At 29.3% G+C, this 16,800-nt stretch carries 11 protein-coding genes and 5 tRNA genes; all 16 read right to left on the reverse strand.

Features of this window, described 5'->3' with window-relative positions:
• Positions 1-185: 185 nt before the first annotated feature.
• Positions 186-566, reverse strand: a complete 381-nt coding sequence (locus ABCM86_RS10635; RefSeq protein WP_195931690.1) for a hypothetical protein — start codon at positions 564-566, stop codon at positions 186-188.
• Between the two features lie 257 nt (positions 567-823).
• Entirely contained in the window at positions 824-1,180 is a 357-nt protein-coding gene (locus ABCM86_RS10640; RefSeq protein WP_195931689.1) for a PTS glucitol/sorbitol transporter subunit IIA, read from the reverse strand.
• Positions 1,181-1,337: 157 nt separating this feature from the next.
• Positions 1,338-2,438 (reverse strand): PIN/TRAM domain-containing protein, encoded by a 1,101-nt coding sequence (locus tag ABCM86_RS10645; RefSeq protein ID WP_195931688.1) that lies wholly within the window; start codon positions 2,436-2,438, stop codon positions 1,338-1,340.
• Between the two features lie 64 nt (positions 2,439-2,502).
• Positions 2,503-3,570, reverse strand: coding sequence for a DNA integrity scanning diadenylate cyclase DisA (gene disA / locus ABCM86_RS10650; protein ID WP_195931687.1), 1,068 nt, complete (start codon positions 3,568-3,570; stop codon positions 2,503-2,505).
• An 8-nt stretch (positions 3,571-3,578) separates the two neighbouring features.
• The gene (gene radA / locus ABCM86_RS10655) at positions 3,579-4,946 is read right to left on the reverse strand and encodes a DNA repair protein RadA (RefSeq protein ID WP_195931686.1); all 1,368 of its coding nucleotides are present in this window, start codon (positions 4,944-4,946) and stop codon (positions 3,579-3,581) included.
• Between the two features lie 239 nt (positions 4,947-5,185).
• Entirely contained in the window at positions 5,186-7,633 is a 2,448-nt protein-coding gene (locus ABCM86_RS10660; protein WP_195931571.1) for an ATP-dependent Clp protease ATP-binding subunit, read from the reverse strand.
• A 57-nt stretch (positions 7,634-7,690) separates the two neighbouring features.
• On the reverse strand, positions 7,691-8,680 hold the full coding sequence (locus ABCM86_RS10665; protein ID WP_295735103.1) for a hypothetical protein: 990 nt from the start codon (positions 8,678-8,680) through the stop codon (positions 7,691-7,693).
• 11 nt (positions 8,681-8,691) lie between these two features.
• The gene (locus ABCM86_RS10670; RefSeq protein ID WP_343003975.1) at positions 8,692-9,285 is read right to left on the reverse strand and encodes a UvrB/UvrC motif-containing protein; all 594 of its coding nucleotides are present in this window, start codon (positions 9,283-9,285) and stop codon (positions 8,692-8,694) included.
• A 287-nt stretch (positions 9,286-9,572) separates the two neighbouring features.
• Positions 9,573-11,507 carry an elongation factor G gene (locus ABCM86_RS10675; RefSeq protein ID WP_295677442.1) on the reverse strand — a complete coding sequence of 645 codons (1,935 nt, stop codon included), beginning with the start codon at positions 11,505-11,507 and terminating at the stop codon, positions 9,573-9,575.
• Between the two features lie 461 nt (positions 11,508-11,968).
• Positions 11,969-15,430 (reverse strand): pyruvate carboxylase, encoded by a 3,462-nt coding sequence (locus ABCM86_RS10680; protein ID WP_343003976.1) that lies wholly within the window; start codon positions 15,428-15,430, stop codon positions 11,969-11,971.
• A gap of 328 nt (positions 15,431-15,758) precedes the next feature.
• Positions 15,759-16,172 carry a hypothetical protein gene (locus tag ABCM86_RS10685; protein WP_295576198.1) on the reverse strand — a complete coding sequence of 138 codons (414 nt, stop codon included), beginning with the start codon at positions 16,170-16,172 and terminating at the stop codon, positions 15,759-15,761.
• A gap of 205 nt (positions 16,173-16,377) precedes the next feature.
• Positions 16,378-16,453, reverse strand: a tRNA-Val gene (locus ABCM86_RS10690).
• Between the two features lie 13 nt (positions 16,454-16,466).
• A tRNA-Arg gene (locus ABCM86_RS10695) sits at positions 16,467-16,543 on the reverse strand.
• Positions 16,544-16,548: 5 nt separating this feature from the next.
• Positions 16,549-16,623: transfer RNA gene (locus ABCM86_RS10700), tRNA-Cys, on the reverse strand.
• A gap of 7 nt (positions 16,624-16,630) precedes the next feature.
• Positions 16,631-16,706, reverse strand: a tRNA-Lys gene (locus ABCM86_RS10705).
• Positions 16,707-16,715: 9 nt separating this feature from the next.
• Positions 16,716-16,792, reverse strand: a tRNA-His gene (locus ABCM86_RS10710).
• Positions 16,793-16,800 lie beyond the last annotated feature (8 nt).

The raw sequence follows: 16,800 nt of genomic DNA on the forward strand, positions 1-16,800 counted from the left end.
TATACTTTTATTCTATTTTATTCATTTTTCATTTTAGTTAAAACCTCTATGCTAAATTTCTTATAAATGAATATAATCTATTTCTTTATATTAAATAAATAAATTTGTATTTTCTTTTTTATTAAATACTAATATCATCAATTTTAAATGAATTTTTTACATTTATAATAAAAATGATAAACATTTTATTCTATATTATAAAGAAAAATAGTATTTTCTTTTACATCAGATACATATAATTCTTCTGTTATAAAATTAGATAATGGTCCACTTTTTCCTGTTGAATTTAAATTCATAGTTGGTATACCATTTTTGGGATAAATCCCACATCTAGCAATACCTCCGCAATCTATTATAGCTAGTACAACTTCTTCTTCCGGTACCATTATCTTAAATCCATCTATTAATTCACACCCTGTTAAGTTAGCTATATATTTAGCCAACGGTGGAAATCCATCTGTTGTAACAACTAATATTTTATTTTTCACTTGGGTTGGAACAATTGTTAACGGACCACCCCAACCTTTTGGACCTCTCTTTATAATAATAGATTTATATTTATTCATTTATTTACCCCCATTAATAAAATTCTTATCTTAAATAATAAAAATTCCCCTTTTTATTATTGTGCCTTTATTTTAATTATAAATCAATAGGTTTTAGCTTAATGGTATCGTTTTCCATATAATTATTAAATTTACAATAAACATTAAAACTAATCCTAAATATTAAAAGGAAACCTGAATAGTTATTCTATATTACTACCAAGGTTTCCTTTAATGCATAATTTTATTAATTTTATTTATAATACATATACTTTTTCTTATTCAAAAGATATTATATCTCCAACTTTTATTTCTGGTACTAACCCTCTTACATGTATCTCACCTGGTAAGTTAGATTTAATATCTCCATCAAATTTTAATGTGCAATGTCCTAAATCTTTTAATGTTTTAGTTGCTATATTTCCAACAGATGTTACATCAAAAATCTTATCCCCTATAGTTAATTTGTCCCCAACAAATATATCTTCATTTAATACCCCAACTTCATGTGAAACAGATATATCTTTTAAATCCGAATCATTTATATCATCATTAAAAAGTATTATTAGATTTCCGTCTTCTGCAAGTTCTTGCACCATTGCCCCAATTGCCGTTACTTTAGTTTTATATTTCATATTTATCCCCCTTAATCTGCTCTTTATTTAATTTTAATTCATTTGTATATTTATGCAATATTTTTTTTGGAATTTTATAGTAATAAAAAAGAGAGACCTTATGTCTCTCTTTTATTCTAATTAGCCACGTTTTTACTTTCGAAACATTATATTAAATTTAGTTCTTAGGCTTTCCAAAAATCATTCTTCCTGCTGGAGTTTGAAGTACAGATGTAACTAATACATTTATAGTTTCACCTATATATTTTCTTCCTCCATCTACTACTATCATTGTTCCATCATCTAAATAAGCTATTCCTTGATTTTGTTCCTTACCTTCTTTAACGACTTGTGCCATCATATGCTCTCCAGGTATAGCAACTGGTTTTACTGCATTAGCCAATTCGTTAATGTTTAGGACTTCTACTCCTTGGAATTGAGCGACTTTATTAAGGTTAAAATCATTTGTAACGACCTTTCCTCCTATAGTTTCTGCTAATTTTAGAAGTTTGCTGTCTACTTCTGGTATATCTTCAAAATCTTTATCGCTTATTTCAACTTCTATATCAAGTTCTTTTTGAATTGAATTTAGTATATCAAGACCTCTTCTTCCTCTAACTCTTTTTAAATCATCAGATGAATCAGCTATATGTTGTAGTTCGTTTAATACGAATCTTGGTATAACTAATTTTCCTTCAATAAACCCAGTTTTACATATGTCAGCTATTCTACCGTCAATTATTACGCTTGTATCTAAAACCTTAGGTGGTATTTTCTTTACTATTGTCTCTTTTTTAGATTGTTTTTCTTTATTTAAAGATGTTGTAAGCCTGCTTAATTTATTAATATTAAATAAATCATCTCTACTTTTTAAAGCAATTCTGATACCTATATATCCCATAAATAAATATACTAATATACCTACTATTGCAGTAATTATAGGTATATTCACAAATGTACCTATTCCACTAACTATTAAATAAGCTATTACTAATCCAACTATAAGACCGATTGTTCCCAATAATATATCAGATTGTGGGTATTTAGATATCTCCTTGTCTAGAAGTTTTACACCCTCTCTCACTTTCGATAATATCCATGGTGATATAATATAAAAAATAATACCAAATGCTAATGCAGCTCCTATAGCTATTATATATTTATAATTATTCACATTTGTAAATAATCCTGGTAAAAGTTCAACTAAAGTTATATACACTGCGGTTCCAAATGCAGCTCCTAATAATCCTATTATTATTCTAATTATTTTGCTTATCAAAGTGTCACCCCCTTAAATTTTCTGCTCCTTTGATTTTAATTTTATAATACCTTGATCATGTTAACTATATATGACCATTTCCTAATACTACTTTTAATTTTATAAGTCCATTTCTAATATACGTGGCTCTTATTTCGCCTATTCCTTCAACTTCATCTAATTCTTCTATAGATGCTTGTAAAATCTCTTGGAAGTTTCCAAAATAATTTACTAAGTTTTCTATGATTGATACTGGTAGTCTGTGTACTTTGTTTAGAATTCTATATCCTTTAGTTTGAACTTGTAAGTCCATATCTTCAGAAATTCCACTATATCCTAAAACTTTAGCAATTTTGACCTTGTTTAATAAATCTTCTTCTGATAAATTTCTAATTTTTCTACTACATTCGTTTAAATCTATATTTTCTCTTTTGTAGTCTTTTAATAATAGAAGTCGGTTTTTTTCAGTTCCACCTAATAATTCTTCTAGCTGCATTCTTACTAGATATCCTTCTTCACCTAGGTTAACTAAGTACCCTTCTATTATTTGTGCAACTCTCAATACTCTCTCCATACTTTGAACCACAACTATTACATCATAAATTGTGGCTAAATCACTAAATTCAAGTGAATTTAAGTTATAAATAGATGTATCTAATACATCTTTATATTTTTGTAAAGTTTGTAAAGCTTGGTTTGCTTTAGAAAACACTTCTGCAATTTCTTCAACAACGTATTTTTGATCTCCCCTATAAACTGTGATGACATTTCTTCTTTGTGAAATTGAAATTACAATTGCTCCTGTTTGTTTTGCAACTCTTTCTGCTGTTCTATGTCTAGTCCCAGTTTCTGTTGTAGGTATATTGTAGTTTGGTATTAATTGTGTATTTGCTAATAATATTCTCTTAGAGTCTTCACTAAGTACTATAGCCCCATCCATTTTTGCGAGTTCGTATAAATATGCTGGTGAATATTCGGCATTTATCCTAAATCCACCATCAACAATTTTCATAACCTCTTCATTTGAATCTAGAACTATAAGCCCACCTGTTTTTGCTCTTAATACATTTTCTAGACCTTTTCTTAGTGGGGTCCCTGGAGATATCATTTTTAAAGCATGCAATAAACCTTCGTTATTAATTATATTATCCATAATAATTATTACCCCCTTAGCACTATATTTATCGCTTGTCTAAGATTGTCAACTGGTATTATCTCTATGCCTTTTACATCTTTTACTACTTCATAATTATTTCTAGGTATCACTATTTTTTTGAATCCTAGTTTTTTACATTCTGCTATTCTTTTTTCGATATAACTTACAGCTCTTATTTCTCCAGTTAAACCAACCTCTCCTGTAACAACTATGTCTGATGCTATAGGTATATTTCTAAAACTTGAAGCAACAGCAATAACTATCCCTAAATCTATTGATGGCTCGTTTATTTTGATTCCCCCAACGACATTTATATATACATCTTGGTTTTGAATTTGTAAACCAATTCTCTTTTCTAAAACTGCTAATAATAAGGCTACTCTGTTAAAATCTACCCCCGTAGATGTTCTTCTTGCCATACCGAAGTTAGTAGGCGCTACTAAAGCCTGTAATTCTAATAACATTGGTCTAGTCCCCTCAACTGTTGATATGATTACGGAACCAGAAACATCTTTTGGTTTTTCCGAAATCAAAACTTGTGAAGGATTTTTTAATTCAACTAAACCTATATCCTTCATTTCAAATACTCCTAATTCATTAGTAGAACCAAATCTATTTTTTACTGCTCTAACTAATCTATAAGAGTTGTATCTTTCTCCCTCAAAATATAATACTGTATCTACCATATGTTCTAATAATTTAGGTCCTGCAAGAGCACCCTCTTTTGTAACATGACCAACGATAAATGTTGATATACCCATTTTTTTAGATATTTTCATGAATTTTGAAGTTCCCTCTTTGATTTGACTAACAGTACCTGGAGCTGAAGATATCTCTGGAGAATATACAGTTTGAATTGAATCAACTATAATTAAATCTGGATTTATTTTTTCTAAATGAGCTTCTATTATACTCAGATTATTTTCAGCAAAAATATATAAATTTTGTGAATTAACACCTAATCTACTTGCTCTCATTTTTATTTGAGATTCTGATTCCTCGCCAGATATATATAATACCTTTTTATTAGTATTTGCAACTTTGCTAGATACTTGCATTAAAAGTGTAGACTTTCCTATCCCAGGATCACCACCGACTAAAACCAATGACCCTTTTACAATTCCTCCACCTAAAACTCTATCTAATTCTTCTATATCTGTTGTAAATCTTTCTTCTTTTACAGCAACTATTGAATTTATGCTCACTGGCTGTGAGCTTGATTTATCTATTATAAAAACTTCCTTTTTAGTTTTTTTTTCTTCTATTTCTTCTACAAATGAATTCCATTTCATACATTCTGGGCATTTACCCATCCATTTACTCGTCTCATAACCACATGACTGACATACGTATTTCGTTCTAATTTTCGCCATTAATTTTATCACCCTTAACATCTAATTCTATTATTAGAATAACATATATCTTATTTTAATAATATCAAATATTTCTTACATAATCCTTAAAAAACAAGAAAATTTTGCATTTTTAGTACTTAATCTTTTAAATATACTAAATTTATTATATATATACATTTTTCTATTCTTAAATCTATTATTTAAAATAGGGGAGTTTCAACTCCCCCATTAAATAATTATACAACTTTTTAATAATTTTATTTAACATTAAACACCATCTTGCCATCTTTTGCACTAGCAACTACATCGTCGCCTGGTTTAATAGTTCTTTGTAAAATTAATTCTGATAACTCATTTTCTAAATTATTTTGTATTGCTCTTTTTAATGGTCTAGCACCATATTCTAAGTCAATACCTTCTTTTGAAATCAAATCTATTGCATCTTGTTCCATTTCTAAATTAATATCTAAATCTTTTAATCTATTTATTAATTCTTTGCACATTAAGACAACTATGCTAGATATGTCTTCTTTAGTTAATGAATGGAATACTATTATATCATCTATTCTATTTAAGAATTCAGGTCTAAATTGTTTTTTAAGTTCAACCATAATAGTTTCTTTCATTTTTTCATATTCATCTTTTTGTGCATCTTTTTCATTTACAACTCCAAATCCTAATCGTTTTTGTTTTTTAATTGTAGTAGCTCCAACATTTGAAGTAAGTATAATGATGCAATTTTTAAAGTCTACAGTTCTCCCCTTAGAATCTGTAAGTCTACCATCATCTAATATTTGTAATAAAATATTAAATACATCTGGATGAGCTTTTTCTATTTCATCAAATAATATTACTGAATATGGTTTTTTTCTAACTTGTTCTGTAAGTTGACCACCCTCATCATATCCTACATAACCTGGAGGAGAACCTATTAATCTAGATACTGCGTGTTTTTCCATGTATTCAGACATATCAATTCTTACAATTTGATTTTCATCTCCAAATTGTGCCTCTGCTAAAGCTTTACTTAGTTCTGTTTTACCTACCCCTGTTGGTCCTAAAAATAGGAAAGAACCTATTGGCTTACTTGGGTCTTTTATTCCTGCTCTAGATCTTCTTATAGCAGTTGCAATAGATTTTATTGCCTCATCCTGTCCTACAACTCTTTTGTGTAAGATATTTTCCATATTTAATAATTTTTCGGCTTCTTCCTCTACGATTTTATTTACTGGTATTCCAGTCCACATAGAAACTATATCTGCTATTACTTCAGCATTAACTGTATCTTTGTCTTTTGTAGAGTTATTCCATTTTTCCCTAACTTGCGTTAATTCTTCTTTTAACTTTCTTTGTTCATCCCTAACTTTAGCTGCCTTTTCGAAGTTTTGGCATCTAACTGCCTCTTCCTTCTCATTATTTATACTTTCTATTTTTTCTTCTAATTCTTTTATGTTTTCTGGTGGAGTATTTTCTTTCAATCTTACTTTTGAACCCGCTTCATCAATTAAGTCAATTGCTTTATCTGGTAAAAATCTATCGGTTATATATCTTACAGATAAATCTACTGCTGCATCTATAGCTTCGTCTGTTATTTTTACTTTGTGATGTGCTTCGTATCTATCTCTAAGAATTTTTAAGATTTTTACGGTATTTTCTTTGCTAGGTTCTTCTACTAAAACAGGTTGGAATCTACGTTCTAGTGCTGCATCTTTTTCTATATGTTTTCTGTATTCATCAATAGTTGTTGCTCCTATTATTTGCATTTCTCCCCTTGCTAATACAGGTTTTAAAATATTTGATGCATCTATTGAACCTTCTCCTGTTGATCCAGCTCCAACAATTGTATGTAATTCATCTATAAAAAGTATTATGTTTTCTTTTTCTCTTACTTCATCGATTACTTGTTTGATTCTTTCTTCAAATTCACCTCTATACTTAGCTCCTGCTAACAAACTCCCCATATCTAGAGTATATAGTGCTTTGTCTTTTAATGTATCTGGCACTCTTCCTCTAGAAATATTTATAGCTAATCCTTCAGCTACAGAAGTTTTCCCAACTCCGGGGTCTCCAATTAATACTGGATTATTTTTTGTTCTTCTGCTTAAAATTTGGATTACTCTTTGAATTTCTTTTTCCCTGCATATAACTGGGTCTATTTTTCCTTTGTTAGCCTCTGATGTAAGGTTAACACCATATTTATCTAATAATTTTGATTTTGAAGATTCTTCTTTATTTGTATCACTCTTTTTAGCTGGTTCCATTGAATAATTTTCAACTCCCATCATTTTCATAATTGATTCTACTATGTCTCTTTGATCTGCACCTAAACTGCTAAGTAATTTTATACCTAGTCCTTCACCTTCTTGGGCAATAGCTAATAATATATGCTCTGTACCTATGTAATTAGTTTTTAGTTTATTGGCAAAAACAGCGGCTTTTTCTAAAATTTGCTTTGAGCGTGGGCTTAAAGGTATATCTTCTTCAACTGGATTATTTCTACCTTCTATTTCAACTAATTTATTCTCAAATGTATTAATATCTATTCCTAAACTTTTAAGAACTCTTGCTGCAATTCCATCTTTTTCTCTTAAAAGTCCTACTACTAAGTGTTCAGTTCCTACTACTCTATGCCCCAAGCCTTTAGCATAACTTTTGCCAAGATTTATAGCAGTTTTGGCCCCCTGAGTAAATCTATTGAAGTACATACCAATCCCTCCTATCGATGCTATACTGATAATTAATCTGTATAGACAGAAATAATATTATTTATTATTTCTATTAGCTAAACTAAATTCCCTTCTAATATAAGTTGCTCTTTCTATTTTATTCTCTTCATCATATGCACTTATAATTTTTAAGTAAGGTTGTCTTCCTGTCATTAGTTTTGTTATTTTTTCTAGGCTTACATCTTCTATATAACCCATTTCTATCCCTAATTTAACATTAGACAAACATTGCATTAACTCTGAGTTTGTAATTACTCTAGCACTAGATAAAATTGCTAAAGATCTAAAAATTTCATCCTCTAAGTTTATTTTTTCAAGATTTTTTAATACTTCTCTTGATTCATATTCCCTTTTACTTAAATCATTTGACATACTTTCTACGCTTTGGATTATATTAGATTCAGACCTTCCAAGCATTATGCTATTAGATATAGTGTATAAACTTCCTAATATGGATTTTGTTTTTCCATATACCCCTTTAAAGTTAACACCTATTTTATGTGCTATTTTGTAATAATCATCTACTTGTTTTAATTTTTCTATAGATGGTATATGTATAGTATTAGTTATCTTAAGCCCTGTCCCTACATTAACAGGGCATGTTGTTAAATATCCTAAATCTTTATCAAAGGCATATTCTAAATTTGATTCTAATATATCATCTATTTCATTTCCTATTTCATATAAGCCCTTAATGTCATTATTACCAACTACTTGGATTTTTATATGGTCTAGTCCATTTATTAATATGCATATTGTTTTATCTGTATTAATAAGTAATGCTGCATTTTGACTTTCTAAGAAGTTATCATCTATTAATTCCATTTCTATAAGTGCATTTATTTCTATTTCACTTAAATCATTTTTTCTATGTAAAATAAACTCATATTTTGAGTTGGATAAAGTGTTTTTTACTTTATCTATTATAATATCAGCTTCTTTACTAGATAACTTATGCGGAAATGAGTAACCCTTTAAATTTCTTGCTATCTCTATTTTTGACTTCATTACTGCACTTTGTTCCATATAAATTCCTCCTAAATATCGTTGGCTTCTAACTGTAGTATTTCATCTCTAAGTTTAGCAGCTTGCTCATATTCTTCTTCTTGGATGGCTATATTTAATTGTTCTTTTAATTGTTCAACTGTTCTAATAACTTCTGTATCTTTGCATTTATTTTTAGGAAATTTACCTATATGTTCTGAATAGCCATAAATGCCTTCTAATATAGGTTTTAATTGTTTTTCAAAAGTTGAATAACATTTACTGCATCCTAATTTTCCTGTTTTTTTGTATTCCTCAAAAGAAGTATTGCAAACACTACATGTAATATCTACTTTTTCTTCATTTTTTTGTGAAGATTCTGTATTATCAATACCATTTACCCCTTCGACTACATTTTTATCTTCTATTTCCTTTAAATCTTTTATCAAATTGTTTATTGTATCTTCATTAAACTCCATATTCGATAAAATATCATTTATAGGAAAAGGAATTTGCATGTCACGACTCATGCTATCATGAAATTCTTTTGCACAATCTGTACATAAGTACATTTGACTATTCTTACCATTAACAACTGTACTTATAAAAACTGTAGCTACTTTTTTATTACATTTTTGACACAACATATTATCCCTCCTCATAAATAAAATAGCCATGCTAATATTTTTCAATTATTTTATATTGAATGTCTAAATATTTAGACTTCTTTATAACACATAATATTATTATTACCTCTTTTATGTTAATTCAATGCAGATTAATTTATTTGCTATTATTATTTTACTATTTATAAAGCTATTAATATGCTTTTTGACTATTATTTATAATTATATACTTTTTTATATTCATTCACAACAAAAAGGAACCTATACAAATTAACGCTGTACAAGTCCCCTTTAGATGATTTTAAATATTAATTATCTTGAGCTTCCTCAATTATTTTTTTAGCTATTTGAGCTGGAACTTCTTCATATTTTTCTATTTCCATTTCAAATTGACCTCTACCTTGAGTCATAGCTCTTAAGTCTATAGCATATTTAAATGTTTCACTTTGAGGTGCTTCGGCAAATATAACTTGTTTGCCTTTGTCATTAGGTTCCATACCTAATATTCTACCTCTTCTTTTATTTATATCCCCCATAACATCTCCCATATATTCCTCTGGAACTGTTATTTTTAATTTCATTATAGGTTCTAATAAAATTGGTTTTGCTTCTTGCATACCTTTTTTGAATGCTATTGAAGCGGCAGTTTTGAATGCCATTTCAGAAGAGTCTACATCATGGTAAGAACCATCATATAATACAGCTTTAATATTTGTAACTGGATAACCTGCTAATATACCTTTTTGCATAGAATCTTTTAATCCCTTTTCTACTGCTGGTATATATGATTTTGGAACAGAACCACCGAATATTTCTTCTGAGAACTCAAAATCTTGTGCTGATCTTGAAAATCTTATCTTAACATCACCATATTGTCCACGTCCTCCAGATTGTTTTTTATGTTTACCTTGTACATCTGAAGTTCCTTTTATTGTTTCTCTATAGGCAACTTTAATATCTTCTATATCAAAATCAACTCCATATTTTTCTTTCATTTGTTTTTTAATTGTTTTTATGTGTAGTTCACCTTGGCCACCAACAAGAGTTTGTTTTGTTTCTGGATTTCTGTACCAGTGTATAGTTGGGTCTTCTTCTGAAACTTTATTTAAACAAGAAGCAATTTTTTCTTCGTCACCTTTATTTTTAGGAACAATTGCATAATAAATTTGTGGTTTTGGCAATTCGATTGGAGGTAATGGTATAGCATCTGCTTTTTCTGCTATAGTATCTCCTGTTTTTAATGATGAAATTTTAGTTACTACTACTATGTCACCTGCTTTTGCCTCTTGAAGTTCTTCTAAATTTCCATTTACTGTTGTATATATATTAGATATTTTTTCTTTTTTATCTTGAGTTATATCTATGATGTCCATGTCTTTTTTTAGAGTTCCTTCTATTATTTTTATGTAAGACAATTTTCCTGTGAATGGGTCAACCATTGTCTTGAATACTTGTCCTCTAAATGGTGAATCGCTATCTGTGTGACCTGGATAAATGTAAGATTCTAATGTCTCTAATATTTCTTTTGTTCCTATATTATTTATAGTTGAACCACAGATAACTGGGATGATATCCCCTCTTTTTATACCTATAGTGATTCCTTTTTGTAATTCTTCTTCAGTAAATCTTTCTCCGCTAAAATATTTATCTAAATAAGCATCGTCAGCTTCTGCAACAAGTTCCATAAGACCTTCTTTTATTGCTAATGCTTGTTGTTCAAAATCTCCATCAAATGCTTCTTGTAAGTTATCTAGTATATTATGTAATTTGACAAATTGTTTGTCTTTGTATTCAGGTATTATCATTGGTACTATTTTTTTATCGTATTTTTGTCTTAACATGTCTATTGCATCTTTGTATCTAGCTTTTTCGTTATCAATTTTGTTAATAAACATTATTTTCGGCATATTTTCGGTAAATTCTAGTGACTTTTCTGTTCCTACTTGTATCGGATTTGTTGCATCTATTACTATAACTGCAGCTGCACAAGCTCTTAGAGAAGAAATTACTTCTCCACAGAAGTCGAAGTATCCAGGAGTATCTAATAAATTATATTTGATACCATTGTATTCTACTGGTACTAGTCCCATACTATAAGTCATATTAGTTTTATCGCTTAATTGTGGTATCTTATTTGTAAGATTAGCAGTGTATGCTATCGCTTCGATTAAATTAGTTTTACCACAACCACTATGTCCTAAAATTGCAATATTTCTTAAATCGTTACTATCATATACTTTCATAAGAGCACCTACCTTTGTTTGTTATAAAAATTTAAGTCGTTGATTTCCTTAATATTTTTATTTATATATTTTGTAATATATAATCCCTTTTATTACATTATATGCCATTTTAAAAAGAATTATTTACTTTATAGTTAAATATATTTCTACATATAAGTATAATTTCCCTCTTTATATCTATAATTTTTTTATTGTTATTCCAATATGGAAATCGTTTTTTCAAGTTGGATTTTAATGACGTATTCCCTTCTTTTATTTCTTATTTTGGATTAGTTTTATTATGTAATTTATAGTTTTTTGTATGTGTTTTTTCTTAGTAAAGTCACCCGCGTAGGGGTGAAAATTTTAAATCATAAAAAAGTCACCTTTATATATTTAATGTAGGTATTCACACTACATATATAATAAAAAGGTGACTTCAAATTAATTTTAATATATTGTTTTTAAATAATTTTTAATAATTATGCTTCAGTTACAGCTTCTTCTCCTAGTGATTCCATAGTCATTAATAATTGTTTATCTGTAACCATATCTCCTTCTCTAACTTCTATAGAAGATATTTTCCCGGCTACTTTAGCAACTATATTAGTTTCCATCTTCATAGCTTCTATAACTATTAATGGTTGATTTTCTTCTACTATATCACCTTTCTTGACAAGAGTTTTAACTACTTTGCCTGGTATTGCTGCACCTATTTGTAATGGGTCATTCATATCAGCAAGTTGAACTTGTTTTATTAATCCTGAGAAGTTTTTATCTTTTATTTCGACTTCTCTTAATGATCCATTCATTCTAAATACTACTGTTCTATATCCATTTTCTTTTACTGGACCAACCCCAATTAATCTTATCGCTAATAATTTACCTTCTTCTATTTCAACATCACATTCTTCGTCTTTATCTAGTCCATAGAAGAATACATGACTTTCTAATTTAGATATGTCGTTATATTCTTGAAGGTGTCTTAAATAATCTTCATAAACTTTTGGATATAATTCATAACTTAAAATATTTCTTATATTAGATTCCATAGAGAATTTTTCATTTAAATATTCTTTATCAGCTTCAAAATCAGCTAACGGCATTAATTTACCTGGTCTTTCTGTTATTGGAGCTTCCCCTTTTAAAACAACTTCTTGTAAATCTTTTGGTATTCCTCCAACAGGTTGACCTATCATTCCTTTACAATAATCAACAACTGAATCTGGGAATGATAATTTTTTACCTTCTTCTATTATGTTTTCTTCGTTCAATTTATTTTTAGTCATAAATATTGATAAGTCCCCAACAACTTTAGAAGATGGTGTAACTTTTATTATATCCCCTAATATCTTATTAGCTTTTTGATAATTTTCTTTTACTGAGTCAAATTCATCTTGTAATCCTAAACTATCTGCTTGTGCTTTAAGGTTAGAATATTGTCCTCCAGGCATTTCATATTGATATATTTGTGCGAAAGAAGTTGTTAATCCACTTTCAAATTTTTTATAAACTTCTCTTAAATCATAATAATAATCGCCTATTTGCTCATATCCATATAAATCTATTTTTGTATCTCTTTCATCAAATCTTAAAGCCTCTACTATAGCATTTAACGATGGTTGACTTGTAAGCCCTGCCATTGATTGTAAAGCTGTATCTACTATGTCTACACCAGCTTTAGATGCCATTAAACAAGTTGCAACTCCATTACCACTAGTATCATGAGTATGTAGATGTATTGGTGTATTTACATTTTCCTTTAATGCTTTTATTAAGCTATACGCTGCATGTGGTTTTAATAAACCTGCCATATCTTTTATACATATGATATCTGTTCCTAATGACTCTAACTCTTGTGCCAAATTTATATAATATTCAAGGTTGTATTTAGACTTAGATGGGTCTAATATGTCTCCTGTATAACACATTGTCGCTTCTACTATTTTGCCTGTTTCTAGACCTGCATCAATTGATAATTTCATATTTTCAACCCAGTTTAGTGAGTCAAATATTCTTATTACATCTATTCCTTGTTTTGCTGATTCTTTTATAAACTCAGTTATAACATTGTCTGGATAGTTAGTATATCCAACACCGTTAGATGCTCTAAATAGCATTTGGAATAATATATCTGGTATTTCTTCTCTTAGTTTTTGTAGTCTTCTCCATGGTGATTCGTTTAGAAATCTATACGCAACGTCAAAAGTAGCTCCCCCCCACATTTCTAGTGAGAATAAATCTTTCATGTAGGCCTCTGTGGCTGGTGCTGCTTGTAAGAAGTCGTAAGTTCTTAATCTTGTTGCAACTAAAGATTGATGTGCATCTCTCATAGTTGTATCTGTTAATAATAATTTCTTTTCATTTTTTATTTTTTCTATATATGCTTGTTTTCCTAGTCTTTCTAGTTGTTGTCTACTTCCTTCAACATATGGGATGTCTGTTCTTATTATTGGTTTGTGTGGTTTAGTAAATACTGGCTTTTGCGCACATTTATTTTCATTTACTATAACGTTACCTATGAATTGAAGCAATTTTGTTGCTCTATTTTTGCTTTCTTTTATATTAAATAATTCTGGGTGTTCATCTATAAATTTTGTACTACATTTCCCTTCTTGGAATACAGGACTTTCTAGTACGTTAGTTAAGAATCCGACATTTGTTTTTACTCCTCTGATTCTAAACTCTCTTATAGATCTTAACATTTTATTGATTGCTTTTTTGAATGTTCTATCCCAAGATACAGTTTTAACTAATAAACTGTCGTAATATGGACTTATATCGAACCCTGCACATCCATTACCACCATCAAGTCTTATACCTGCTCCTGAACCAGTTCTATAAACTTGTATCTTTCCTGTGTCTGGCATAAAGTTATTTTTAGGGTCTTCTGTTGTAATTCTGCATTGAATTGAAAATCCACTTACTTTTACGCTTTCTTGAGATTTTATATCTATTTCTTCACTATCTAAAGTGTATCCTTCTGCTATTAATATTTGGCTTTGTACTATATCTATCCCAGTTACTTCTTCTGTTACAGTATGTTCAACTTGAACCCTTGGGTTCATTTCTATGAAGTAATGGTTTCCGTCTGAATCTACTAAGAACTCTAAAGTTCCTGCATTTACATAGCCAACACTCTTAGCTATTTTTACTGCATCACTACATATTTTTTCTCTTAACTCTGTAGATAAAGAAAATGCAGGTGCATATTCAATTATTTTTTGATGTCTTCTTTGTACAGAACAATCTCTTTCGTATAAATGGACTATGTTTCCTTGTTTATCCCCTAATATCTGTACTTCTATATGTTTTGGCTCTACAATATATTTTTCTATAAATATAACTGCTTTCCCAAAGGCTTTTTTTGATTCACTACAGGCAGTTTCATATTCAAGAGCTAAGTCTTTTTCATTATAAACTACTCTCATACCTCTACCGCCACCGCCATTAGACGCTTTAACCATAACAGGATATCCAACGTAATTTGCGACTTCTTTTGCCTCTTCAACACTCTCTATAACCTTATCAACTCCAGGTATAGTAGGAACCCCTACTCCATGGGCAACCTTTTTAGAGTTTATTTTATCCCCCATCTTATCCATTATATCTGCTGATGGCCCTATAAAAGTTATTCCATTTTCTTCGCATTTGCGAACAAACTCTGAATTCTCAGCTAAAAATCCATATCCAGGATGGATAGCATCAACATTTTTTTGTTTGGCCAATTCTATAATTCCATCTATATCTAGATATACATCAATAGGTCCCTTATCTTCATCTATCAGATAAGATTCATCAGCTTTTGTTCTAAATAAACTATACTTATCTTCCTTGCTATATATCCCTACACTTTTTATGCCTAACTCTGCACATGCTCTAAAAATTCTTATTGCAATTTCTCCTCTGTTTGCAACTAATACTTTTTTAAACTGCTTTTGCATATTATCCCCTCCTGCTTATTTTCATCGTAATATTTAAGATTATAAATCAATTTAATTTAATTTGTAACCGCTTTTCTCAACTTCCTTAATTAATAATAAAATTTCTTATAATGTATAAGAATATTTATGTGTTTACAAAAAATAACATATTTTTATTAAGTAATTTTAGAATATTTTTTATTACATATAAATAAATATTTTTATTTGTATGAATAAATATATTATTTTGCGTTTAAATGTACTATATAAATTAATTTTTATAATCTCCCCTGTATTACGATGAAAGCATGATAGCTCAAAATTTATTTATTATTGCATATTTATATTATTAATCTGTTTCAGATAATAATCTTTTTACGACATCAGAAAGTTTAAGTGTTCCTAAATCTGTATGAGTTACAGCCATTACTGTTTTTATTTTATTTTCACTCATATCCCATTTATAAGATCTAGCCTCCATGATTGAGTACATTGGCATTAAATCTTCTAATTCCATAGCTTTTTCTTCTGCAATTTGCATATATTCTTCGAATAAATCATCCATTTCCATGCCGCTTAAATCATATTCTTCTTCTATTTCTTTTTTAATTAAATCTACATCTAAAGTTAATAAATATGCTAAAACATCTTCTCTTTTAGTTGCTTTACACATATCTTTTTCAACTTTAAAATTACTTTTTTCTTCGATTAAATTTTTTATTTCTTCGCTGTCAATTATTTGTTCGTCAAATATTATATACAAAACTCTTTTATATCAGATAGTCTTATTTTATAACCTATCCGATTCTCCTTTCTTATTTTTTAATTATTATATAATTATATATTAATAATATAACCTTATTAATATAATTATATATTATATTACAAAAAATGTCTTTTCTTTAAAATTGTATAAATTATAAATAAATATAAAAAAACCTTTAGTGAATATTCACTAAAGGTTTTACTGGTGGGATTAACAGGGCTCGAACCTGTGACCCCCTGCTTGTAAGGCAGGTGCTCTCCCAGCTGAGCTATAATCCCGCATATGGTTGTATGGTGCGCCCAGAGGGACTCGAACCCCCAACCTTCTGATTCGTAGTCAGACACTCTATCCAGTTGAGCTATAGGCGCTTATCTGGAGGCGACACCCAGATTCGAACTGGGGATGAAGGAGTTGCAGTCCTCTACCTTAGCCACTTGGTCATGTCGCCATTAAATTGGTGACCCATCGGAGATTCGAACTCCGGACACCTTGATTAAAAGTCAAGTGCTCTACCGACTGAGCTAATGAGTCATGATGTTTTGGGGTGGATAATGAGATTCGAACTCACGGCCTCCAGAGCCACAATCTGGCGCTCTAACCAACTGAGCTATACCCACCATTGTTT

The organism is Clostridium sp. 2218st1_F5_2218SCRN_220325 (genome assembly GCF_039062665.1).
In the GTDB taxonomy this organism is placed as follows: Bacteria; Bacillota; Clostridia; order Peptostreptococcales; family Peptostreptococcaceae; genus Intestinibacter.

Bases quoted from the DNA above. Each gene is read 5' to 3' on its own strand.
- ABCM86_RS10635 (WP_195931690.1), bottom strand. From the start codon at position 566: ATGAATAAATATAAATCTATTATTATAAAGAGAGGTCCAAAAGGTTGG.
- ABCM86_RS10640 (WP_195931689.1), bottom strand. From the start codon at position 1,180: ATGAAATATAAAACTAAAGTAACGGCAATTGGGGCAATGGTGCAAGAA.
- disA (WP_195931687.1), bottom strand. From the start codon at position 3,570: ATGGATAATATAATTAATAACGAAGGTTTATTGCATGCTTTAAAAATG.
- radA (WP_195931686.1), bottom strand. From the start codon at position 4,946: ATGGCGAAAATTAGAACGAAATACGTATGTCAGTCATGTGGTTATGAG.
- ABCM86_RS10660 (WP_195931571.1), bottom strand. From the start codon at position 7,633: ATGTACTTCAATAGATTTACTCAGGGGGCCAAAACTGCTATAAATCTT.
- ABCM86_RS10665 (WP_295735103.1), bottom strand. From the start codon at position 8,680: ATGGAACAAAGTGCAGTAATGAAGTCAAAAATAGAGATAGCAAGAAAT.
- ABCM86_RS10670 (WP_343003975.1), bottom strand. From the start codon at position 9,285: ATGTTGTGTCAAAAATGTAATAAAAAAGTAGCTACAGTTTTTATAAGT.
- ABCM86_RS10675 (WP_295677442.1), bottom strand. From the start codon at position 11,507: ATGAAAGTATATGATAGTAACGATTTAAGAAATATTGCAATTTTAGGA.
- ABCM86_RS10680 (WP_343003976.1), bottom strand. From the start codon at position 15,430: ATGCAAAAGCAGTTTAAAAAAGTATTAGTTGCAAACAGAGGAGAAATT.